The organism is Lysobacter yananisis (genome assembly GCF_031199375.1).
Taxonomy (GTDB): Bacteria; Pseudomonadota; Gammaproteobacteria; order Xanthomonadales; family Xanthomonadaceae; genus Lysobacter; species Lysobacter yananisis.
The window spans coordinates 3,345,470-3,368,598 of record NZ_CP133568.1 but is presented as its reverse complement, the minus strand read 5'-3'; the positions used below and the strand labels follow the sequence as shown (position 1 = coordinate 3,368,598).

11 protein-coding genes are annotated in these 23,129 nt (G+C 69.6%); 3 read left to right on the top strand and 8 right to left on the bottom strand.

The window, feature by feature from the left end; translation table 11 throughout:
* Positions 1–5 precede the first annotated feature (5 nt).
* Positions 6–10,085 carry a DUF7507 domain-containing protein gene (locus tag RDV84_RS14285; RefSeq protein ID WP_309150716.1) on the bottom strand — a complete coding sequence of 3,360 codons (10,080 nt, stop codon included), beginning with the start codon at positions 10,083–10,085 and terminating at the stop codon, positions 6–8.
* A 986-nt stretch (positions 10,086–11,071) separates the two neighbouring features.
* On the opposite strand from RDV84_RS14285, the gene RDV84_RS14280 reads away from it, so the two are divergent.
* Positions 11,072–12,070 carry a polyprenyl synthetase family protein gene (locus tag RDV84_RS14280; RefSeq protein ID WP_309150715.1) on the top strand — a complete coding sequence of 333 codons (999 nt, stop codon included), beginning with the start codon at positions 11,072–11,074 and terminating at the stop codon, positions 12,068–12,070.
* A gap of 208 nt (positions 12,071–12,278) precedes the next feature.
* On the opposite strand, the gene RDV84_RS14275 is transcribed toward RDV84_RS14280, so the two are convergent.
* The 4 genes from RDV84_RS14275 to RDV84_RS14260 form a co-directional block, all read right to left on the bottom strand.
* On the bottom strand, positions 12,279–13,079 hold the full coding sequence (locus RDV84_RS14275; RefSeq protein WP_250449465.1) for a dienelactone hydrolase family protein: 801 nt from the start codon (positions 13,077–13,079) through the stop codon (positions 12,279–12,281).
* Positions 13,080–13,223: 144 nt separating this feature from the next.
* A complete protein-coding gene (gene murD, locus RDV84_RS14270; protein ID WP_309150714.1) occupies positions 13,224–14,627 on the bottom strand; it encodes a UDP-N-acetylmuramoyl-L-alanine--D-glutamate ligase in 1,404 nt (467 codons plus the stop codon).
* On the bottom strand, positions 14,608–15,966 hold the full coding sequence (gene murL, locus RDV84_RS14265) for a UDP-N-acetyl-alpha-D-muramoyl-L-alanyl-L-glutamate epimerase (RefSeq protein ID WP_309150713.1): 1,359 nt from the start codon (positions 15,964–15,966) through the stop codon (positions 14,608–14,610). Before murL ends, murD begins: the two co-directional genes overlap by 20 nt.
* 70 nt (positions 15,967–16,036) lie before the next feature.
* On the bottom strand, positions 16,037–18,637 hold the full coding sequence (locus RDV84_RS14260; protein ID WP_309150712.1) for a bifunctional aspartate kinase/diaminopimelate decarboxylase: 2,601 nt from the start codon (positions 18,635–18,637) through the stop codon (positions 16,037–16,039).
* Between the two features lie 351 nt (positions 18,638–18,988).
* On the opposite strand from RDV84_RS14260, the gene RDV84_RS14255 reads away from it, so the two are divergent.
* Positions 18,989–19,870: a PhzF family phenazine biosynthesis protein gene (locus RDV84_RS14255; RefSeq protein ID WP_309150711.1), complete on the top strand. Its 882-nt coding sequence runs from the start codon at positions 18,989–18,991 to the stop codon at positions 19,868–19,870.
* 111 nt (positions 19,871–19,981) lie between these two features.
* Here RDV84_RS14255 and RDV84_RS14250 read toward each other — a convergent pair whose 3' ends face one another.
* Positions 19,982–20,602 (bottom strand): N-acetylmuramoyl-L-alanine amidase, encoded by a 621-nt coding sequence (locus RDV84_RS14250; RefSeq protein ID WP_057948509.1) that lies wholly within the window; start codon positions 20,600–20,602, stop codon positions 19,982–19,984.
* A 233-nt stretch (positions 20,603–20,835) separates the two neighbouring features.
* Complete coding sequence (locus RDV84_RS14245; RefSeq protein WP_309150710.1) at positions 20,836–21,726, bottom strand: bile acid:sodium symporter family protein; 891 nt, start codon at positions 21,724–21,726, stop codon at positions 20,836–20,838.
* Positions 21,727–21,896: 170 nt separating this feature from the next.
* Between RDV84_RS14245 and RDV84_RS14240 the strand changes: the two genes are divergently transcribed.
* Entirely contained in the window at positions 21,897–22,601 is a 705-nt protein-coding gene (locus tag RDV84_RS14240) for a Crp/Fnr family transcriptional regulator (RefSeq protein WP_057948511.1), read from the top strand.
* Positions 22,602–22,637: 36 nt separating this feature from the next.
* On the opposite strand, the gene RDV84_RS14235 is transcribed toward RDV84_RS14240, so the two are convergent.
* Positions 22,638–23,021 carry a VOC family protein gene (locus tag RDV84_RS14235; protein ID WP_309150709.1) on the bottom strand — a complete coding sequence of 128 codons (384 nt, stop codon included), beginning with the start codon at positions 23,019–23,021 and terminating at the stop codon, positions 22,638–22,640.
* Positions 23,022–23,129 lie beyond the last annotated feature (108 nt).

Below are 23,129 nucleotides of genomic sequence, written 5' to 3'. Positions count from 1 at the left end.
TGTCCTCAGCGGTTGCCCACGCCGACGGGCGCCTGGGTGTCGTCTGTAATGTCCACTCGCACTTTCTGCCTTACCTCGGGCTTGAGTTCGGCCGAGATCGCTTCGAACACGGCCTTGGCTCGACGCAGTCCCAGTTGGACGTTGTAGGCGGCGGCGCCGCGTTTGTCGGCGCGGCCGACGATGCCGATCGCGCCGCTGCCCTGCTGGTTGAGCGCCTTGGCGATTTCGCCGATGAGCGCGCGGTATTGCGGCTTGATCGTGGCCTGGTCGGTGTCGAACAGGACCTCGCCCAGGCGGATCGCCGGGTCCAGGCTGACCAACGTGGCGTCGGTACCGGCGACCACATCCACCGACACCTTGCTCGCCAGCGCCGGATCGCCCTCCAGCTGCTTGAGCAGCGCGGCCTGCACCGCGCGGGCGCGGGCGAAGGCGAGCGCCTCCTCCTGCGCCTGCGCGCTGACGGTGACGCTGCCGCCGCCGGCGTCGCGCAGGCGTCCGGCGATCTGCGCGAACATCGGCGCGTAGCTCTCCTTCACCTTGGCGCTGCCGGACTCGAACATCACCTCGCCCAGTTCGACGTCGGTCTCGGACTTCGCGCCGGAGACTTCGCCCGGCGGCAGCTTGACGCCGAAGTCGAAGCGGGTCGGGATGCCCTGGGTGATGCGGCGCACGCGCGGGTTCTCGGTGGTGAACGCCGAGCCCGGCGGCAACGTGGCCTGATCGACCTTGAGGATGAAGTTGCGGCCGCGCGCGGAGTTGCCGCCTTCGATGCCTTCCAGGTGGAAGCGGCCGTAGGCGTCGGTCTCCATGATCAAGCCCTCGACCGAGGCGATGCGCACGCCCGGGATGCCGCGCTCCTCGATCCCGTTGTTGCGGATCGTGTAGGAGACGACGTAACCGGTCGCGGCCTGGGCGACCTGGCGGGTCACCTGCAGGTCCTGCCCGCTCAGCCCCTTGGCCGCGTCGCCGCGGGTGCGTTCGACCGTGGTGCGGCCGTCGGCGCCCATGCGCACGGTGGTGCCTTCGTCGGTGGTGAGCACGAAGTCGTCGGTGAAGGCCAGTTCGTTCAAGGTCTGGCGCACCACCACTTCGCGCGCCGGCGCGGCGGCCGAACCGCGGCCGTCGATCCGGCCCAGGGCGATGCCGTGCAGCATCGGCGCGCTGGCGTCGGGCTCGGCGACCGGGCCTTCGCCGCGATCGACGGTGGTCGAACCGGCGACGTAGGCGTTCGGGGCGAAGCCGCCCTGCACGCGCACGCCGCTGGCCTTGGCCGGATCCTGCCAGCCGTCGCCGTCGCGGTCGTCGAACACGGTGCCGACCAGCAGGCTGTCTTCCAGCAGCGGGTCGCCGGCCATGGTGACTTCGGCGGTGGCGTCGTTGGAGATCTTGGTGCCCTTGTCGTCGTAACCGGCGACCTGGTTCTTGTGCGTGCCCTTGCCCACGCCGGCGCCGACGCGCAGGAAGTAGCTCACGGTGGCCTTGCCGCCGATCGCCACGTCGATGCCGCCGATGCGCAGCGGGTTGGCGCTCATCACCACGCCGTTCTTGTTGTCATCGTCCACGCTCAGCGAGTTGTCGACGAAGGTGAAGCCGGCCGGCGGAATGTCGACCAGGGTGGCGTTGACCGCCGGCGAGTCGCCGACGTTCTCGACCAGCACGCTGTAGCGGACCAGGTCGCCGATCTTGACCTCGCGCACCGCCGAGGTCTTGACCAGGCGCAGCACCGGCGCGTTGGCGATCACCGTGATGGTGACCGACGCGGTCGCGCACACCGGCGTCGGCGAGGAGGTGTCGCAGACGCGGTAGGTGAAGGTGTCGGTGCCGGCGAAGAACTGCTTGGGCGTGTAGGTGCACGCACCGGCCGCGCAGGTCACGGTGCCGTTGGCCGGTTCGCCGACGATGGTCAGCGAGGCCGGATCCAGCGGCGCGCCGGTCACCGTGTCGTTGCCGATCACGTTGACGGTCACCGGGGTCTGCTGGTTGGTCTGGGCGGTGTCCGGATTGGCCGTGACCTTGTTCGGCTGCACCGTCACGCTGACCTTCGCGGTCGCGCAGTTGGTCGGGTTGAGCTTCTCGCAGATCGTGTAGGTGTAGCTGTCGTCGCCGGCGAAGTTGCTGCGCGGCGTATAGGTGATGGTGCCGTCGCTGTTGACCACGGTGGTGCCGTTGGCCGGATCGGTGCTGACGGTGATGATCACCAGGTTCGGATCGATCGGCGCGCCGTTGAGCGTGTCGTTGGCGATCACGTTGGTGCTCACCGGCGTGTTCTGCGGGGTCACGCCGGTGCCGCCGGCCGGGTCGTCGGTGGCGGTGATCGCCGGCGCCGACACGGCGATGGTGACCGTGGCGGTGTCGCAGTTGCTCGGGTTCAGCACTTCGCACAGCTGGTAGGTGACGGTGTAGCTGCCGGCCGGGGTGTTCGGCGCGACGTCCACGCTGCCGTCGGCCTTGACCGTCAGCGGACCGTTGCTGTTCGGCTTGACGGTGACGTCGGCCGGATTGACCGCGCTGCCGCCGAGGGTGTCGTTGCCGAGCACGTTGACCACGTTGGTGCCGCCGGTGGCGCCGTTGACCGGCGTGGCGACGATGTCGTCGACCGCGTCGATGGGAGCGGCGTCGACGGTGACGGTGACGATCGCGGTGGTGCAGTTGCCCGGATCCGCGGTTTCGCAGATGCGGTACTCGATGTTGTAGCTGCCCTTCGGCGTGCCCGGGGCGACGTTCACCGCGCCGGTGGCCGGATCCAGGGTCACCTTCGGATCGGAGGTGGAGACCTGGGTCAGGATCACCGTCGTGGTCGTGGCGGGCTGGCCGTTGAGGGTGTCGTTGCCGAGCATGTTCGGCACGGCCACGCCGCCGGCGGCGCCGTTGGACACGGTGCCGGCGTCAGGGGTGGCGACGATCTGGCGACGCTGCACCTGGGTGGTGCTGGTCGCCGTCACCGGCGTGGTGATCTCGGTCGAGGTCACGCCGGCGTTGTTGACGATGCTGCCGCCGATCGCGTCGGCCTGGGTGACCGTGTAGGTACCGGTCACCGTGCACACCGCGCTCGCGCCGGTCGGCGCCATCGCCGGGCAGTTCCAGCTCGACGGCGTGGTCTTGCTGTCGGTGATCACCACGTTATTGAGAGTGACGTTGCCGGTGTTGGTGGCGGTCAGCTCGTAGGTCAGCACGTCGCCGATGGTGATGCTGCCGCTGTTGTCGTTGTCGGCGTAGGCCGGCAGCGCGCGCTTGGCCAGGGTCATGGCCGGATTGCGGGTCGCGGTGATTTCGACCGTATCGGTCGCCGACGTCGTGGTGCCGTCGGTCGCGCTGGCGATATTGACGACCTTGCCGGCGTCGAGGTCGGCCTGGGTCACGGTGTAGTTCGCCGTGCAGGTCAGCGTCTGGCCCGGGGCCAGACCGCCGGCCGGCAGCGCCGGACAGGTCACCGGGGTCTTGTCGTCGTTGACCGAAACCGGCGCGGTGATGGTCACGTTGCCGCTGTTGGTCACGCGGTAGCTGTAAGGCAGCACGTCGCCGACCGCCGCGTAGGTCGTCGCCGTCGACGACTTGTCGATGGTCATCGCCGGGTTGCGAGTCGCGATGATCTCGACCGTATCGGTGGCCGAGGTCGTGGTGCCGTCGGTCGCGCTGGCGATGTTGACCACCTTGCCGGCGTCGAGGTCGGCCTGGGTCACGGTGTAGTTCGCGGTGCAGGTCAGCGTCTGGCCCGGGGCCAGGCCGCCGGCCGGCAGCGCCGGACAGGTCACCGGGGTCTTGTCGTCGTTGACCGAAACCGGTGCGGTGATGGTCACGTTGCCGCTGTTGGTCACGCGGTAGCTGTACGGCAACACGTCGCCGACTGCCACGTAGGTGGTCGCCGTCGACGACTTGTCGATGGTCATCGCCGGGTTGCGGGTCGCGGTGATTTCGACCGTATCGGTCGCCGAGGTCGTGGTGCCGTCGGTCGCGCTGGCGATGTTGACGACCTTGCCGGCGTCGAGGTCGGCCTGGGTCACGGTGTAGTTCGCCGTGCAGGTCAGGCTCTGGCCCGGGGCCAGGCCACCGGCCGGCAGTGCCGGACAGGTCACCGGAGTCTTGTCGTCGTTGACCGAAACCGGCGCGGTGATGGTCACGTTGCCGCTGTTGGTCACGCGGTAGCTGTACGGCAGCACGTCGCCGACCGCCGCGTAGGTGGTCGCCGTCGACGACTTGTCGATGCTCATCGCCGGGTTGCGGGTCGCGATGATCTCGACCGTGTCGGTGGCCGACGTCGTGGTGCCATCGGTCGCGCTGGCGATATTGACGACCTTGCCCGCATCGATGTCGGCCTGGGTCACGGTGTAGTTCGCCGTGCAGGTCAACGTCTGGCCCGGGGCCAAGCCGCCGGCCGGCAGCGCCGGACAGGTCACCGGAGTCTTGTCGTCGTTGACCGAAACCGGCGCGGTGATGGTCACGTTGCCGCTGTTGGTCACGCGGTAGCTGTACGGCAGCACGTCGCCGACCGCCGAGTAGGTGGTCGCCGTCGACGACTTGTCGATGGTCATCGCCGGGTTGCGGGTCGCGATGATCTCGACCGTGTCGGTGGCCGAGGTCGTGGTGCCGTCGGTTGCGCTGGCGATATTGACGACCTTGCCGGCATCGAGGTCGGCCTGGGTCACGGTGTAGTTCGCCGTGCAGGTCAGCGTCTGGCCCGGAGCCAGACCGCCGGCCGGCAGCGCCGGACAGGTCACCGGGGTCTTATCGTCGTTGACCGAAACCGGGGCGGTGATGGTCACATTGCCGCTGTTGGTGATCCGGTAGCTGTAAGGCAGCACGTCGCCGACCGCCGAATAGGTGGTCGCCGTCGACGACTTGTCGATGCTCATCGCCGGATTGCGGGTCGCGGTGATTTCGACAGTATCGGTCGCCGAGGTCGTGGTGCCGTCGGTCGCGCTGGCGATGTTGACGACCTTGCCGGCATCGAGGTCGGCCTGGGTCACGGTGTAGTTCGCCGTGCAGGTCAGGCTCTGGCCCGGGGCCAGGCCACCGGCCGGCAGCGCCGGACAGGTCACCGGAGTCTTGTCGTCGCTGACCGAGATGGCCGCCGTCAGCGTCACGTTGCCGCTGTTGGTAACGCGGTAGCTGTACGGCAGCACGTCACCGACCGCCGCGTAGGTGGTCGCCGTCGACGACTTGTCGATGCTCATCGCCGGATTGCGGGTCGCGATGATCTCGACCGTATCGGTCGCCGAGGTCGTGGTGCCGTCGGTCGCGCTGGCGATGTTGACGACCTTGCCGGCATCGAGGTCGGCCTGGGTCACGGTGTAGTTCGCCGTGCAGGTCAGGCTCTGGCCCGGGGCCAGGCCACCGGCCGGCAGCGCCGGACAGGTCACCGGAGTCTTGTCGTCGTTGACCGAAACCGGCGCGGTGATGGTCACGTTGCCGCTGTTGGTCACGCGGTAGCTGTACGGCAGCACGTCGCCGACCGCCGCGTAGGTCGTCGCCGTCGACGACTTGTCGATGGTCATCGCCGGATTGCGGGTCGCGATGATCTCGACCGTGTCGGTGGCCGAGGTCGTGGTGCCGTCGGTTGCGCTGGCGATATTGACGACCTTGCCGGCATCGATGTCGGCCTGGGTCACGGTGTAGTTCGCCGTGCAGGTCAGGCTCTGGCCCGGGGCCAGGCCGCCGGCCGGCAGCGCCGGACAGGTCACCGGGGTCTTGTCGTCGTTGACCGAAACCGGTGCGGTGATGGTCACGTTGCCGCTGTTGGTCACGCGGTAGCTGTACGGCAACACGTCGCCGACCGCGGCGTAGGTGGTCGCCGTCGACGACTTGTCGATCGTCATCGCGCGATTCTGAGTCGCGTTGATGGTGACGCTGTCCGTCAACGATTGCACCGCGCCGGACTTGGCGCTGGCAATGTTGGTGACCAGGCTATTGTCGATGTCGGCCTGGGTCACGGTGTAGTTCGCCGTGCAGGTCAGCGTCTGGCCCGGAGCCAGGCCGCCGGCCGGCAGCGCCGGACACGTCACCGGGGTCTTGTCGTCGTCCACGGTGATGGCCGTGGTCAGGGTCACGTTGCCGGTGTTGGTGACGATGTAGCGGTACGGCAGCACATCGCCCACCGCTGCGTAATTGGTAGCAGTAGAAGACTTGGCGATGCCCAGGCCAGGATTCTGGGTGGCACCGACGACCACCGTGTCGGTCGCCGAGGTCGTGGTGCCGTCGGTCGCGCTGGCGATGTTGGTAACGCTACCCGCGTCGATATCCGCCTGGGTGACCGTGTAGCTGGCCGTGCAGGTCAGCGTCTGGCCCGGGGCCAGGCCGCCGGCCGGCAACGCCGGACACGTCACCGGAGTCTTGTCGTCGCTCACCGAGATGGCCGCGGTAAGCGTCACGTTGCCGGTATTGGTGACCCGATACGTGTAGTTGAGGCTATCGCCCACCACCGCATAGCCGGTCGAAGTGGTGCTCTTGTCGATGCCCAGCCCCGGGTTGCGGGTCGCGGTGATTTCGACCGTGTCGGTAGCCGAGGTCGTGGTGCCGTCGGTCGCGCTGGCGATGTTGACGACCTTGCCCGCATCGAGGTCGGCCTGGGTCACGGTGTAGTTCGCCGTGCAGGTCAGGCTCTGGCCCGGGGCCAGGCCGCCGGCCGGCAGCGCCGGACAGGTCACCGGGGTCTTGTCGTCGTTGACCGAAACCGGCGCGGTGATGGTCACGTTGCCGCTGTTGGTCACGCGGTAGCTGTACGGCAGCACGTTGCCGACCGCCGAATAGGTGGTCGCCGTCGACGACTTGTCGATGGTCATCGCCGGGTTGCGGGTCGCGGTGATCTCGACCGTATCGGTCGCCGAGGTCGTGGTGCCGTCGGTGGCGCTGGCGATGTTGACGACCTTGCCGGCATCGATGTCGGCCTGGGTCACGGTGTAGTTCGCCGTGCAGGTCAGCGTCTGGCCCGGGGCCAGACCGCCGGCCGGCAGCGCCGGACACGTCACCGTCGTCTTGTCGTCGCTCACCGAGATGGGCGCGGTGATGGTCACGTTGCCGCTATTGGTCACGCGGTAGCTATACGGCAGCACGTTGCCGACCGCCGAATAGGTGGTCGCCGTCGACGACTTGTCGATGGTCATCGCCGGGTTGCGGGTCGCGGTGATTTCGACCGTATCGGTCGCCGACGTCGTGGTGCCATCGGTTGCGCTAGCGATGTTGACGACCTTGCCCGCATCGAGGTCGGCCTGGGTCACGGTGTAATTCGCCGTGCAGGTCAGCGTCTGGCCCGGGGCCAGGCCACCGGCCGGCAGCGCCGGACAGGTCACCGTCGTCTTGTCGTCGCTCACCGAGATGGGCGCGGTGATCGTCACGTTGCCGCTGTTGGTCACGCGGTAGCTGTACGGCAGCACGTTGCCGACCGCCGAATAGGTGGTCGCCGTCGACGACTTGTCGATGCTCAGCGCCGGATTGCGGGTCGCGGTGATTTCGACCGTATCGGTCGCCGAAGTCGTGGTGCCGTCGGTGGCGCTGGCGATGTTGACGACCTTACCCGCATCGATGTCGGCCTGGGTCACGGTGTAGTTCGCCGTGCAGGTCAGCGTCTGGCCCGGGGCCAGACCGCCGGCCGGCAGCGCCGGACACGTCACCGTCGTCTTGTCGTCGCTCACCGAGATGGGCGCGGTGATGGTCACGTTGCCGCTGTTGGTCACGCGGTAGCTGTACGGCAACACATTGCCGACCGCCGAGTAGGTGGTCGCCGTCGACGACTTGTCGATGGTCATCGCCGGATTGCGGGTCGCGGTGATCTCGACCGTATCGGTCGCCGACGTCGTGGTGCCATCGGTGGCGCTGGCGATGTTGACGACCTTGCCGGCATCGATGTCGGCCTGGGTCACGGTGTAGTTCGCCGTGCAGGTCAGCGTCTGGCCCGGGGCCAGACCGCCGGCCGGCAGCGCCGGACAGGTCACCGTCGTCTTGTCGTCGCTCACCGAGATGGGCGAAGTGATCGTCACGTTGCCGCTGTTGGTCACGCGGTAGCTATACGGCAGCACGTTGCCGACCGCCGAATAGGTGGTCGCCGTCGACGACTTGTCGATGGTCATCGCCGGATTGCGGGTCGCGGTGATTTCGACCGTATCGGTCGCCGAAGTCGTGGTGCCATCGGTCGCGCTGGCGATATTGACGACCTTGCCCGCATCGATGTCGGCCTGGGTCACGGTGTAGTTCGCCGTGCAGGTCAGCGTCTGGCCCGGGGCCAGGCCACCGGCCGGCAGCGCCGGACACGTCACCGTCGTCTTGTCGTCGCTCACCGAGATGGGCGCGGTGATGGTCACGTTGCCGCTGTTGGTCACGCGGTAGCTGTACGGCAACACATTGCCGACCGCCGAGTAAGTGGTCGCCGTCGACGACTTGTCGATCGTCAGCGCGCGGTTCTGGGTCGCGTCGATCTTCACCGTATCCGTGGGCGACGTGGTGGTTCCGTCGGTCGCACGCGCGATGTTGGTGATGCTGCCGGCGTTGAGATCGGCCTGGGTGACGGTGTAGTTGGCCGTGCAGGTCAAACTCTGATTCGGCAGCAAACCGCCGGCCGGCAGCGCCGGGCAGGTCACCGTGGTCTTGTCGTCGCTGACCGAGAGGGCCGCGGTGATCGTCACGTTGCTGGTGTTGGTCACCACGTAGGTGTACGGAATCACCTGGCCCACGGTCGCGTACGTCGTCGCCGTCGACGACTTGTCGATGGTCATCGAGCGCGTCGGCGCAATGGTCACCGTGTTGGTGTCGCTGGCGTTGGGCAGGGTCCCGCCGGTCGGCGTGCCGCTGGCGGTAGCGGTATTGACCACCGAGCCCGCGTCGACATCCGCCTGGGTCACCGTATAGACATTGCCGCTGGGCGTGCAGCTTGCGCTCGCGCCGGGAGCGACGGAGGCGATGGTGCACGAGAGCGACGGCAGCTTCGGATCGGCGACGCTGACGTTGTTGATCGTGACGTTGCCGGTGTTGGTGACGCTGAAGGTATAGGTCACCGTGTCGCCGGCGCGGGTCGGCGTCGAGGTCGTCGCCTTGTCCAGCGTCCAGCTCGCAGTCGCGACCGGCGTCGGCGTGGCGGTGGCGGTGTTGTTGGCGGTGTTCGGGTCGCTGGTGGCCGCGCTGACCGCAGCGGTGTTCGGGTACGGTCCGGTCTCCTTCACGCGGGCGACGATGGTCAACGTCGCGTTGGCGTTGCGCGCGAGCGCGCCGACCGTCCATGCGCCGGTGCCGCTGTTGTAGGCGCCTTGGCTCGCCGAAGACGACACGAAGGTGTAGCCCGCCGGGAGCAGGTCGTTGACGAGGACGCCGGCAGCATCGGACGGACCGGCGTTGTTGTTGACCGAGATGGTGAAAGTGACGTTGCTGCCGATCGCCGGGCTGGCCGGAGCGACCGACTTGGTGAGCGCGAGATCCGCCAAGGCCGTGACCGTATCGGTATCGGTGACGGTGCCCGGCGGGGTCGGGTCGGTGGTGTTCGGCGGCAGCGTCGCGGTGACGGCGTTGGTCACGCTGCCGCTGGTCGCCGTGACATTGGCGACGACGGTAAAGGTGAGGCTGCCGCCCGCGGGCAGGCTGGTCACGGTCACGCCGCTCTCGAACGTCGCCACGGTGACGGCCGGGCACGCAGCGCCGCCGGCGAACGCGCAGGCGACGCTGGTCTTGCTCAAGCCGGTCGCGGCCGGATCGCGAACGACCGTGCCGTTGGCGGCGCTCGGACCGTTGTTGGTGAGCACGATGATGTAAGTCGTGGAGCCGCCCGCATTCACGCTGTTGGCGCTGTTGGTCTTGGTCAACACCAGGTCGGCCACCGCCGCCAGCGTGTTGTTGTCGGTCGCCGAGCACCGCCCCGTCCCCGCTTCGAACACGCCGCCGTTGCTCGTGCACGCCGTATCGACGTTGGTCACGTTCGCCGGCGGCGCGATGGTCGCGGTGTTGCTCAGCGTCGTGGGGAAGTTCTGCGCGGACGCGGGCAGGCCGGCCAGGGCCAGCGCCGCGGCGAACCACATCCTCATCCCGGTGCGAGTCTTGCGCGGGCCAGCATCGGGGTCGCGCGGACGCGGCGACGGGCTGGACGGGATGAGGATGTTGGCGATTTTCATGCGGTAGCCCAAACAGGAGTTCGGTAAGCGCCGGGACGCGCGGGCGTCCGCCGGGCGGCGGAAGCCTGTGCGCGTCTTGCGGCTGTTCGACGTGCTTACTGCGGGTTTGCCTTGGTACTGCGGTCGTGCGGTGCTGCGGCGGGCGCTGCGGCGAACGCGATCGCGTTCGAGCCGCGACGCTCGCCCCCGTGCTCGCTGCGCCGGAACTGCGCGCGCGCTGCGAAGCCAGCTGGGCGGCGCCTGCCGCAGCCGCCGGACGCATGCGTCGGCGCTGCAGCCGCTACTGCCTGGCTGTCGCTTCGGTTACGGCGGGAACCGCCCGGCGCATGCCCAGTTCGGGCTACTGCACGACGAGCAGAAAGAAGCCGCCCAATGGGCGGATGGACCAGCGACATCCCCTGGGATATCGGTGCTCAGCCAATGACACGCCATGACGTGCCCCCCTTGCTCCCACACCTGGCCACGCCTCGGCGCTGTAGCTAGTGCGCCTTTTCCGTGCCTGGAGTGGAACCCCTACCGCCAATACGTGATTCGTACTGCCTTACAGGACAAGACCGCAAATAGTGTGCCATCCATCACATTGCTGTTTCAATGAAGATCACAATAAAAATGCGATGGGCAAAGCACAAATCACGTCATGAAGGGGCAAAAAGTGACGAATCGCGACACTTTAGGCCCCACATTCCTGCAGGCGCGCCGAACCGCCCTGACTTTCCTGCCACCAACAGACAACCAACTAAAAGTGTCTTTTCGCGTCGGAAATTAGCCGTCTTAGCGCAGAAGACATGTGAAATTCACATGCGACTTACATCGCAAATAATCGCTAAATGCGGGTAAAAAGCGGCTTTGGCGTGATTTTCGATTCAGCGCGTTCAGTCATGGACGCCACTTCGGCGTGGACCGGCCGATCGGCCCGGCGTTCGCGGCGGACTGAGATGGTTTGCGCCCAGGCCCTATAATTCGCGTTTCTTCGATCCGACCGCCCCATGCCTTCCAGCGCTACGACCCTGTCAGTCCCCGACCTGGCGAACATCCAGTCCCTGGCCCGCGACGACATGGGCGCCGTCGACGCCCTGATCCGGCGCCGGCTGGCCTCGGACGTGGTGCTGATCAATCAGGTCGCCGAGTACATCGTCGGCGCCGGCGGCAAGCGCCTGCGGCCGATGCTGCTGCTGCTCGCGGCCGGCGCGCTCGGCCACCGCGGCCCGCAGGCGCACCAGTTGGCCGCGGTCATCGAATTCATCCACACCGCCACCCTGCTCCACGACGACGTGGTCGACGAATCCGACCTGCGCCGCGGCCGCAAGACCGCCAACGCGGTCTGGGGCAACGCCGCCAGCGTGCTGGTCGGCGATTTCCTGTACTCGCGCAGCTTCCAGCTGATGGTCGAACTGGAACAGTTGGAGGTGATGAAGATCCTCGCCGACACCACCAACCGCATCGCCGAAGGCGAAGTGCTGCAGTTGCTGCACGTGCGCAATCCCGACACCGACGAGCCGGCCTACCTGCGCGTGATCGAGCGCAAGACCGCGGTGCTGTTCGCCGCCGCGACCCGCCTGGGCGCGCTGCTGGCCGGCAGCGACGCCGCCGTGCAGCAGCGCCTGCACGACTACGGCATGGCCCTGGGCTACGCCTTCCAGATCGCCGACGACGTGCTCGACTACGCCTCCGATGCGCAGACCCTGGGCAAGAACCTCGGCGACGATCTCGCCGAAGGCAAGGCCACGCTGCCGCTGATCCACGCCATCGCCCACAGCGACGAAGCCGTGCGCGCGCGCCTGCGCGCCGCGGTCGAACACGGCGACAGCGACGCGATGCCCGAAGTGCTGGCGGCGATCCACGCCACCGGCGGCCTCGACTACAGCCGCCGGCGCGCGCGGGACTACGCCGACGCGGCCGAGGCGGCGCTGGACGGGTTGGACGACAACGATTACGTCGCGGCGCTGCGCGGGCTGGCGCGGTATGCGGTGAGCCGCGATCACTGAAAGGCGGCGCGATCGCCGCGATGTCGGCGCGCCCCCTGTAGGAGCGGCGCGAGCCGCGACCGCGACAACGCAACTACGCTGAAACCTGCGCCGCAGGTGCTTTATCGCGGTCGCGGCTCGCGCCGCTCCTACAGGCAGATCGCGCAGCCGCGTTTATGCGCGCGATCCGTCCCGTCGTCGGGCAGATCGCGCGCTTGCGCGCTGCGATTCACTCGCGCACGCCGAAGCGCTCGACGAAGAACGCGCGCATCGCCGCGAACGAGCGCTTGGCCGCGCGCGCGTCGTAACGGCAGTTGTCTTCCGGCGGGTTGCCGGCGTTCTCCGATTCGGCGAAGCAGTGCCGCGCGCCGCTGTAGTTCACCAGTTGCCAGTCGGCGCCGCCTTCGTCCATTTCCCGTTCGAAGGCGACGATGTCCTCGTTCGGCACCGACTTGTCGGCGGCGCCGTTGAGCACCAGCACCGGCGTGTTGATCTTGACCCCGTTGCCCGGCAGGTGCGCCTTGAGCCCGCCGTGGAAGCTGGCGACGCCGGCGAGGTTGACGCCGGTGCGCGCCAGCTCCAGCACGCTGGAACCGCCGAAGCAGAAACCCAGCGCGCCGATCCGCGCGGCGTCCAGCGGCGCGGTCTTGTCCTGCGCCTTGAGCGCCGCCAACGCCGCGGTCGCGCGCTTGCGCAGGGTCACGCCGCCGTCGGCATAGACCTTGCCGACCGCGGCCTTGGCTTCGTCCTTGTTCTTCGGCCGCACGCCCTTGCCGTACATGTCGGCGACCAGCACCACGTAGTCGTCGCCGGCGATCTCGCCGGCGCGTTCGATCGCGTTGTCGGTCACGCCCATCCAGTTGGGCACCAGCACCAGGCCGGGACGCTTGATCGCGTTGACGTCGTCGTAGACCAACACCCCGCTGAAGACCTCTTCGCCGATCTTCCATTCCACCGGCCTGGACTTGATCGCGGCGAAGGCGGGCGTGGCGCACAGGGCGAGCAGCAGGACGGCGACGGGACGGCGCATGGCGGGGCTCCTGGATGGGCGTCGGCGCAGACTAGCGCGCCGCAGTGGCGGAAGCGTGAAGTCTGGAAGTGAGCGCAGAGAAGTGAGGAGCGAGCAAAAGCTGCCTTTGCTCACTCCTCACTTCTCTGCGCTCACTTCTCGCTCTCAAGCGATGCCGATGCCCGCGATGGCGCTGATGGCGTCCGGGTCGAACCCGGCCAGTTCGGCGAAATGGCGGCCGCGGGCGACGTAGTCGCGATACGGGCCGAAGCTCGGCGCGCCCGGCGACAGCAGCACCACGCCGCCTTGCGCGCCGAGCGCGGCGCGGGCCTGGGCCATCGCCTCGGCGAGATCGCGCGCCGCGCTCAAGGCGAAACCGCCCTCGCCCGCCACCGCGGCGAGCAAGGCGTGGATGCGCGGGCCGTTCTCGCCCATGGTGACGATGGCCAGCGGCGCGCGCGTGCGCATCGCCTGCGCGAAACCGTGCCAGTCGATGCCGCGGTCGTGGCCGCCGACCAACAGTGCGATGCGCTTGCCCGAGTAGCAGTCCAACGCCGCCAAGGTCGCGTGCGGCGTGGTGCTGATCGAATCGTTGACGTAGCCGATGCCGTCGCGTTCGCCGATGGGCTGCAGGCGGTTCGGCAGCGGCTTGAAGCTCGCCGCGGCCGGCGCCAGCGCTTCGGCGTCGAGGCCGAGCGCCTCGATCGCGGTCAGCACCGCGCACAGATTGCCGCGGTTGTGCCGGCCCGGCAGCGGCAGCGAGGCGGTGTCCATGACTTCGCGCTCGCCGCGCCACAGCGCGTCGCCGCGCAGGTGCCAACCGGTCGCGTCGCCGAACCAGCGGATCTCGCTGTCGGGCAGCGACAACGCCGACAGCACCGGATCGGTGGCGTTGAGCACGGCGATGCGCGGCCGGGCGTCGGTCAGCAGGCGCAGCTTGTCCTCGACGTAGCGCGCCTGCGAACCGTGCCAGTCCAGGTGTTCGGGATACAGGTTCAGCGCCACCGCCACGTCCGGGCGCGCGCCGCCGAGGGCGACGTCGCCGGTCTGGTAGCTCGACAGTTCGATCGCCCAGAACTCGGGCGGCTGCGGCGGGTCCAGCGCTTCCAGCAGCGGCAGGCCGATGTTGCCGGCCAGCGCGGTGCGGTGGCCGCCGGCGCGCAGCAGGTGCGCCAGCAGCGAGGTCGTGGTGCTCTTGCCCTTGGTGCCGGTGACGCAGAGCGTGCGGCCGCCGTCGCGCGCGGCGGCATGCTCGCCGAACCACAGCGCGGTGCCGCCGATGAAACGCGCGCCCTGCTCCGCCGCGGCCACGGCTTCGGCGCGATACGGGCTGATGCCCGGCGATTTGACGATCCAGTCGAACCCGCCGAGGCGCTCGGCGCTGGCCTGGGTTTCTATCGTCAGCCACGGGTCGTGCAGGCCGCGCGCGTCGGCGGCCTCATCGACCGAACAGAACAGCGTCAGCGCCAGCGACGGCAGGCGCGCGCGGATCGCGCGGTAGGCGGCGCGACCTTCGCGCCCCCAGCCCCACAGCGCGACGCGCTTGCCGTCAAGCTGCGAGATACGCACGCAGACGCTCCCACAGCGCGGGCGGCACGCGGTGTTCGCCTTCCAGCGCCAGCAGCGGCTCGATGCGCAGTTCCTCGCCGGCCAGTTGCGGCCGGATCTCGCGCGCGAAGCGCTCGACCAGCGCGTCCTCGCGCCATTCGGCGCGCTCGGCCAGCGCCGCCATCGCCGCGCGCGACTCGCGGCCTTCGCCGACGCATTCGAACGGCTTGTGGTTGCGGTACTCCAGCAGCGCGTCGAAACCGTCGGTCTGGGCCGGATCGTCGAGCAGGTTGCGGCCGAAGATCGACACCAAGCGGGGCTTGGTCATGAACGGCGCCAGCGCCAGGAACACGAAGTGGCATTTGGGGCACACCCCGCACCAGCGGCTCGCCGGCCGCTCGCCGAGAATGTGGAAATTGCGGTTGCAGCTGCTGAAATGCGCGTCGTAGCGATCCCCGCGCGCGAACTGCCGCGCCACCGCCAGCTCGCTCAGCGGCCGCAGCAACGAGTAGTAGCGCAAGTCCGCGGCCACGTGCGTCTGCAAATACTCGCCGAACGCGCGCTCGCAATCCCAGCCCTTCGACCACTGGTGGTTCACCTCGCCGGTGCCCTCGATCATGCTGCCGTAGCTGGCCGAGCGCTCGTTGGAGAACACCACCTGGTCGACGCCGCGCAGCAGCGCGGCCAGGGCCATGATCGCCGAGTTCACCACGGTCACCGGGATGTGGCCGTTGTACGCGCCCTGGCGGTTGTATTCGAACAGCTGCGGCGCCAGCGCGCGGCCGAGGTTGAGCGTGTCCAGGCCGGTGCGCGCGGCGCAGGCGGCGATCAGCTGCGAGCCGCCGATCCAGGTCACGGTCTGCTCGACATCGAGCGCGCGCAGCGCTTCGATGCTGACCAGCGAGTCCTTGCCGCCGCCGATGGCGACCAGTGCGTGTTCGCTCAAGCCCAGCGCCGGCGCCGCCGGATCGGCAGCGGCGGCCACCGGGAACGTGATCTTGCCGTGCAGGTTCAAGCCGTTGCGATAAGCGAACTCGCCCAGGCCGTTGACGTAGATCAGCTCCAGCAGCGCCGCGGTGTCGGCGTCGACGGCGTAGGAATCGATGCGGATCTGTTCCGGCACCGCCGCCTTGTAGTAGCTCACGCCGGCGATCAGGTGCAGCAACCGCAGCATGCGTTCGACCGCCTGCGCGCGCGCGCCGTCGAGCGCGAACGGCGCGCCGGGCACGGTGACGGTTTCGACCAGCTCCGGGCCGTCGTCGAAGGCGTAGACCAGTTCGGCCACGCCGGTCGCGGCGTCCAGGCCGCAGCGCACGAAACGGAAGGCGCGCACGGCGTCGCGTTGGAATTGCTCGCTCACAGGTTCACTCTCGGAATCGAAACGGCCGCGCACGGCGGATGGGGCATGGCCACGAGGGCGGGAACGGCGTTCATCCGAGCACCTCCTCGACCGGCAGCGCGCGCAGGTTGTAGCTGTTGGCCATGGCCATGCCGTAGGCGCCGGCGTCGGCGACCAGGATCGTGTCGCCCTCCTCGGTCGCCTTGGGCAGCAGGCGCGCGCGGCCGAGCACGTCGCTGCTCTCGCACACCGGGCCGACCACGTCGAAGGCGGCGGTGTCGGCGTCGTCGAAGCGGCCGAGGTTGTGGATGCCGTGGTAGGCCTCGTACATGGCCGGGCGCATCAGCGCGTTCATGCCGGCGTCGCAACCGATCCGGCGCACGCCGTCCTTCTCCACCACCTGGGTCACCGACAGCAGCAGCACGCCGCTCTCGGCGACCAGGTAGCGGCCCGGCTCGACGATCAGGCCGTAGCGCGGATACGCGGCCTTGATCTCGTCCAGCCCGGCGCGCCAGGCGCCCAGGTCGAACTCGCGCGCTTCCGGCGTGTAGGCGACCGGCAGGCCGCCGCCGATGTCGATGGTCTCGATCGTGCCGACGCTGTCGGCCAGCCCGGCCAGGCTGGCGTAGACGCCGCGCCAGTGCTGCGGATCGTCGATGCCGCTGCCCAAATGCGCGTGCAGGCCGCTGATGCGCGCGCCGAGCTTGCGCGCCTCGTCGACGAAGGCGTCGAAGCGCGCCAGCGGCAGGCCGAACTTGGCCGCGACGCCGCCGGTGCGGACTTTTTCGTGGTGGCCCTCGCCGTGGCCCAGATCCAGGCGCAGCCACAGGGTGCGGCCGCGGAACGTTTCCGGCCAGCGCTTGAGCGCCTCGACGTTGTCGAGGGTGACGATCACGCCGCGCTTGAGCGCCGCCTCGTACTCGTGGCGCGGGGCGAAGCTCGGGGTGAACAGCACCCGCTCGGGCGCCATGTGCGGGATCGCCTGGAACACCCGTTCGATCTCGGCCAGCGACACGCACTCCAGGCCGAAGCCTTCGCCGACGACGGCGCGCAGCACCGCCGGATGCGAGTTGGCCTTCATCGCGTAGAAGCAGCGGTCGACCGCCGCGGTGCCGATCAGCGCGCGGGCGCGTTCGCGCACGGTCGCCAGATCGTAGACGTAACGCGGGGTGCCGGCCGCGGCCATCGCCAGCAGGCGCGGACGCTGCGCCTGCCACCACGGCGCGGCGCGCTGCGGCTTGCCGTCGGCGATCTCGCGCCAGCTCGGGCCGAACACGCTGTCGTCGCGCACCGGCATCGCGCCGCTGCGGATCAGTTCGTGGTGCAGGTGCGGCAGCAGGCCGTCGGCGTCGGCTTCGTCGATGACGAAGGTCAGGTTCAAGTCGTTGGACGACTGCGAGATCAGGTGCACGCGCTCGCGCCCGAACGCGGCCCAGATGTCCGACAGCCGGTGCAGCAGCGAACGCATGCCGCGGCCGACCAGGGTGATCGCCGCGCACGGCGCGATCACCTTGACCCGGCACACCTCGGCCAGGTCGGCCGACAGCGCTTCGAGCACGTTGCTGTTGACCAGGTTCTCGCTCGGGTCCAGCGACACGGTGACGTTGGTTTCCGACGAACCGATCAGGTCGATGGAAAGCCCGTGGCGCTTGAAGCGCTCGAACACGTCGGCGAGGAAGCCGACCTGCTGCCACATGCCGATGCTTTCCATCGACACCAGCACGATGCCGTTGCGGCGGCTGATCGCTTTCACGCCCGGCACCGTGGCGGCGCTGGCGTCGATGCGGGTGCCCGGCAGGTCGAAGCGCTCGGTGTCGAGGATCGCCATCGGCACGCCGGCGTCGCGGCACGGCGCGATCGAACGCGGGTGCAGGACCTTGGCGCCGGTGGTGGCGATTTCCTGCGCTTCGGCGTAGTCCAGCCGCGCCAGCAGGCGCGCGTCGGGGACTTCGCGCGGATTGGCGCTGAACATGCCCGGCACGTCGGTCCAGATCTCCACCCGCTGCGCCTTCAGCAGCGCGCCAAAGTACGCGGCGGAGGTGTCCGAGCCGCCGCGGCCGAGGATCGCGGTGCCGCCGTCGCCGTGGCGGGCGATGAAGCCCTGGGTGATCAGCATCCGCGTCGGCTGCGCGCTGAAGCGCTCGACGAAGCCCGGCTCGGCGTGGTGGCGGCAGTTCACCGACAGGCGCTGCGCCCATTCGCTGGCGTTGGGCAGCGAGACCGCGTCGAGCCACTCGCGCGCGTCGCACCAACCGAAGTCGTGGCCCTGCGAACTCAGGTAGGCCGCGCCCAGGGTCGACGACAGCAGTTCGCCCTGCCCCAACACTTCGGCCTGCCAGTCCAGCGCGCGGACCGCCGCGCGCGGATCGGTTTCCAGCGCAACCAGTGTCGCCAGGCGCTCGCCGAGCACCGTGTCGGGATCCAGGCCGAGCTCGGCGCAGAACGTGCGGTGGCGCTCGACCAGTCCGGCGAAGCGCGCGGGGATGCCGCCGTCGTCGCCGGCCGGCGCGTAGGCGATGGCCTGCAACTCGTTGGTGACGCCCGACAGCGCGGAGACCACCACCAGCACGCGGCGGCCGTCTTCGCGCAGACGTTTCCCAGCCAGGCGTCCGATCGTGTCCCAACGGTTGCGGCGGGATACCGAAGTACCGCCGAACTTGAGCACCACCCAGCCTGTCTGTTGCGTCTCCACGTTTTCCTCGGTTGTCGGTTCCACTGTGATGGGCCCGGCGCGGCGGCCGGGGCAGGTCGATCCGCCCGCGGCGGCCGATGAACGGACGCGGCGGGATTCCACACTTGCGGGTCTGGCGTGCCTAGAATTACGCGCCTTGCGGCCGGCGCCCGCGTCGCTGCGGCGCCGGCCCGGCAGCCGGGCACGAACCAGCGATTCTAGTCCAACCCGACCGTCGCCGAACGCCCGGCGCGCAAGTCTTTCGCCAACCTGCCGAAACGCTCTCTTTCCAACCCCTCTTCCCGCCTTCGGCCCCGCCCCACGCCACGTGCCGCTCGCCACCCGCACGGGCCTCACGGAACTTCCCTGGAAATGACGCAACGCCGCTATCTGCAACTGGACGTCTTCGCCGACCGCCCCGGCGCCGGCAATCCGCTGGCCGTGGTCCTCGACGCCGAAGGCCTCGACGATGCCGCGATGCAGGCCATCGCCCGCTGGACCCGGCTGCCGGAGACCACCTTCGTGTTCGCCCCGACCCAGCCCGGCGCGAGCTACCGCATCCGCATGTTCAGCCCGCGCCGCGAAGTGCCCTTCGCCGGCCATCCCAGCGTCGGCACCGCCTGCGTGGTGCTGGAGGCCGGCCTGGCCGCGCCGGTCGACGGCGTGCTGGTGCAGGAAGGCGTGGCCGGCCTGCTGCCGCTGTCGGTGTCCGGCGAAGGCGAGGCGCGCACGATCGCCGTGCGCACGCCGCGCGCGCGCGTGGTCGAGACCGCCGCTGCCGCCGACCCGCGCCTGGCCGCGGCCCTGCGCGGGCTGCCGTTGGGCGCGCTGCCGCCGGCGCTGATGGACGGCGGCCGCCGCTGGTGGCTGGCGCAGCTGCGCGATGAAGCCGCGCTGCGCGCCGCCCAGCCCGATTGGGCGGCGATCGGCGGCCTCGCCGAAAGCACCGAAAGCATGGGCCTGTGCGCGTTCGCGCGCGCCGACGCCGGCCAGGACTACGACCTGGTGGTGCGCGCCTTCGTCGGCGCGCCGGCGCAGTTCGAGGACGCCGCCTCCGGCGCGGCCAACGCCACGCTCGCCGCGTGGCTCAAGCACAACGACGCCCTGCCCGGGCGCGACGGCCGCTACACCGTCAGCCAGGGCCGCGAGGTCGGTTTCGACGCGCGCCTGCAACTGCGCGTGGACGCCGACGGCGAGGTCTGGTCGGGCGGCCGGGTCAGCAACGTGGTGCGCGGGCAGATCGACTGGCGTTGAGCGATTGGTGCTGACCGACTGGCGTTGATTGATGTGCGCCGAGCGGTTGGTGCCCAACGCTCGTCCCGCGCGCGCCGGCCTGTCCGCCGGCGCGCGCGACCGCTCTCCAGGTCACAAGCCCATCGAACTCATCCAGGCGTGCAGGGCCTTTCGTTGGGCCTCGGCACCGGCCTTGACCCCACCGCCGAACCCGGCGAACAAATCGCCGCAGCAATCGGTGTTGCGCGGCACGCAGATGTGCGGGATGACCTGCGACTTGGGGATCTCGTACTCGCGCATCAGCCAGCCGATCAGCGCCGCCGAAGTGCGCGCCTGCTGCTCGGCGATGCGGTCGCCGACCGCGGCCACGTGCTCGATCCCGATCGAGCGCGCGTTCATCAGCGCATTGCCGGCGTGCCAGGCGCGCTCGCCGTCGCCGACCATCTGCACCAGCGCGCCGTCGCGGCCGATGAGGTAGTGCGCCGAGGTCTGCGGGGAGCCGTGCTTGAAGTGGCTGATCGTGCCCTCGATGTTCCGCGAGGTGGTGTAGTGGACCACGATGTGGTCGATGTCCTGGCCGTTGCGGCTGGAGTGGTGCGAGGTCGGCTCCCATCGATTGACTGTGGGCTTGCCGGGGCCGCTGCCGGCGCCGGCCGCATGCGCCGCCGCTTCGGCGTTGTCGCAGCCTGCGCAGACATGCGGGGCGTCGAAGGCCGCATCGTGCGGCCCCGCGTTCGGTGTGAGATTGGTCATGCCGTTTCCCTCCCTTGGTCGAATGCTCCGAAGCAGGCGCGAGTGCCTGCAGGTGGGGACAACGCCGGGAATCGGAGCCGACGGCCAGCCATCGCGCGCCGCCGGTCGGCGCTTTCGCGAACCCGCACGCGCTGGCACGCCGGGCGAGAAACGGACGGATTTCGATGCGTGGGTTTGCGCCACGCCCGCGTTGCGGTCTCGATAGGCGCAGCGACGGCGCCGCGCCGCCGCCGTCAGCCGCCCTCGGCCCGCGCCACCGCGCGCCGGCCCAGCCACGCCGCCGCGAACGCCGGCAGGTACATCAGCAAGCCGTACACCGCCGCCGGCACCGCGATCGCCGGCGACTGCAGCAGGGTCAGCGCGATCACGATCGCCAGGGTGCTGTTCTGCACCCCGACTTCCATGCCGACCGTGATCGAATCGCGCAGCCCGAGCCGGGCGATGCGGCCGAGCAGGAAACCGCCGCCGATCGCCGTCGCACCCATCGCCAGCGCCGCCGGGCCGAGTTCGCCCAGGCTACGGGTCAGCACTTCGCGCTGGGTGATGCAGATCGCCACGATCAGCAGCAACAACAGGCCGAGCGCGAAGCGGCTGACCCACGGCTCCACCCGCAGCGCGAACGCCGGCGCGAACCGGCGCAGGGCCATGCCGGACAGCACCGGCGCCAGCACCAACGCGGCCAGATGCAGCACGGTCTGCGCGAACGGCAGGCGGATGCCGCGGGTTTCGCCGCCGAACCAGTGCAAGGCCAGGTCGACCAACAAGGGCACGCTGAGGAAGGTCGCCAGCGCGCTGATCACAGTCAAGGTCACCGCCAGGGCGACGTTGCCGCGGGCCAGGTAGGTCAGCGCGTTGGAGCTGCTGCCGCTGGGGCAGGCGGCGACCAGCACGAAGCCGACCGCGAACTCGACCGCGCCCGGGCCGCCGGCGCGCGTCACCCACCAGGCGGTGGCGAAGCCCAGCAACGGCAGCAGCAGGTAGTGGCCGACCAGGCCGACCGCGACCGGCCGCGGCCGCCGCAGGATCTGGCGGAAATCCTCGCCGCGCAGGGTCAGGCCGATGCCGCACATGATGATGGCGATCGCCAGCGGCAGGCCGATCTTGAGCAGTACGCTGTCCTGCACGAATCCCTCCTTCGGTGGATGTCCGCGGCGCGGGCGGCGGCGACCGATCCGCGGCCGACCCGAGCGATCCTAGCCGCTGCGCCCCCAGCTTGCGCGCACGGGCGGACACCGGCGCGGCACTGGGCCACAATCGTGCGCATGCCTGCCCGTCCGCCCCGCCCCCGCCGCGCATGACCGAGCCCGCGCCCCTGCCCGCCGATCCGTGGCTGCGCGACCTCTCGCCCGAGGTGGTCGCGCACCTGCAGGCGATGTCGGTGCGCCGGCGCCTGCGCGACGGCGAGCTGCTGTACGCGCGCGGCGACGCGGCCGAGGGGCTGTACGGCGTGGTGTCCGGGCGCATCCGCCTGAGCGTGCCGACCGCGGGCGGGCGCGAGATGCTGATCGTGCAGTTCGAGCCCGGCAGCTGGTTCGGCGAAGTGTCGATGTTCGACGGCGAACCGCGACCGCAGGACGCGCGCGCGGTCGGCGACAGCGAGATCCTGCTGCTGCCGCGCACGCGCTTCCTGGCGCTGCTGGAGCAACACCCCGAGCTGTACCGCGGCTTCACCCGGCTGCTGTGCCGCAAGCTGCGCACCGCGCTGGACTACGTCGAAGACGCGCTGACCCTGCCGCTGGCCGCGCGCCTGGGCAAGCGCCTGCTGGAACTGGCGCGGGTGTATGGGGTCGAGCGCGAGGAAGGCCGGCTGATCGACCTGCCGCTGCCGCAGGACGACCTCGCCAACATGCTCGGCGCGACCCGCCAGAGCGTGAGCAAGCAGCTCAAGGCCTGGGAGCAGCGCGGCTGGATCGCGCTGCGCTACCGCCATGTGGTGGTGCGCGATGCGCAGGCGCTGGAACGCGCGCTGGCGCAGGACGCCGCGCGCGGCGCGCGCTGAACCGCGCGCGCCGCGGGCGCTACGCGAATCCTGTCTTCAGCTCGACGCCGGCGCGTTGATCACCGCTTCGACGCGGTGGCCGTCGGGATCGATCAGGAAGCATGCGTAATAGTGCGCGCCGTAATCCGGACGCAGGCCCGGCGCGCCGTTGTCGCGGCCGCCGCCGGCGAGTCCGCCGCGGTGGAACGCATCGACCTCGGCGCGCGAGGCGGCGGCGAACGCGAGATGGGTCCCGTCGCCGGGCGCGGCGGCTGCGGGCGTGAGGTTCAACAGCAACAGGTCCTGGTTGTCGACGAGCCCGTAACCGATCGACTCGTCGCCGTCGAACACGCGGCGGTAGCCGAGCGCGCCGAGGACCGCATCGTAGAACGCGCCGGCACGGGCGAGATCGCGCACGCCGAGCGAGAGGTGATGGAACATGGATGGGCCGCGCGACAGTGAGATCGGCGCAGCTTAGCAGCCGCCCCTGTAGGAGCGGCGCAAGCCGCGACCGCGATGACACAACTGCGCCGAAACCTTCGCGGTGGT

Bases quoted from the DNA above. Each gene is read 5' to 3' on its own strand.
- RDV84_RS14285 (WP_309150716.1), bottom strand. From the start codon at position 10,085: ATGAAAATCGCCAACATCCTCATCCCGTCCAGCCCGTCGCCGCGTCCG.
- RDV84_RS14280 (WP_309150715.1), top strand. From the start codon at position 11,072: ATGCCTTCCAGCGCTACGACCCTGTCAGTCCCCGACCTGGCGAACATC.
- RDV84_RS14275 (WP_250449465.1), bottom strand. From the start codon at position 13,079: ATGCGCCGTCCCGTCGCCGTCCTGCTGCTCGCCCTGTGCGCCACGCCC.
- RDV84_RS14255 (WP_309150711.1), top strand. From the start codon at position 18,989: ATGACGCAACGCCGCTATCTGCAACTGGACGTCTTCGCCGACCGCCCC.
- RDV84_RS14250 (WP_057948509.1), bottom strand. From the start codon at position 20,602: ATGACCAATCTCACACCGAACGCGGGGCCGCACGATGCGGCCTTCGAC.
- RDV84_RS14240 (WP_057948511.1), top strand. From the start codon at position 21,897: ATGACCGAGCCCGCGCCCCTGCCCGCCGATCCGTGGCTGCGCGACCTC.
- RDV84_RS14235 (WP_309150709.1), bottom strand. From the start codon at position 23,021: ATGTTCCATCACCTCTCGCTCGGCGTGCGCGATCTCGCCCGTGCCGGC.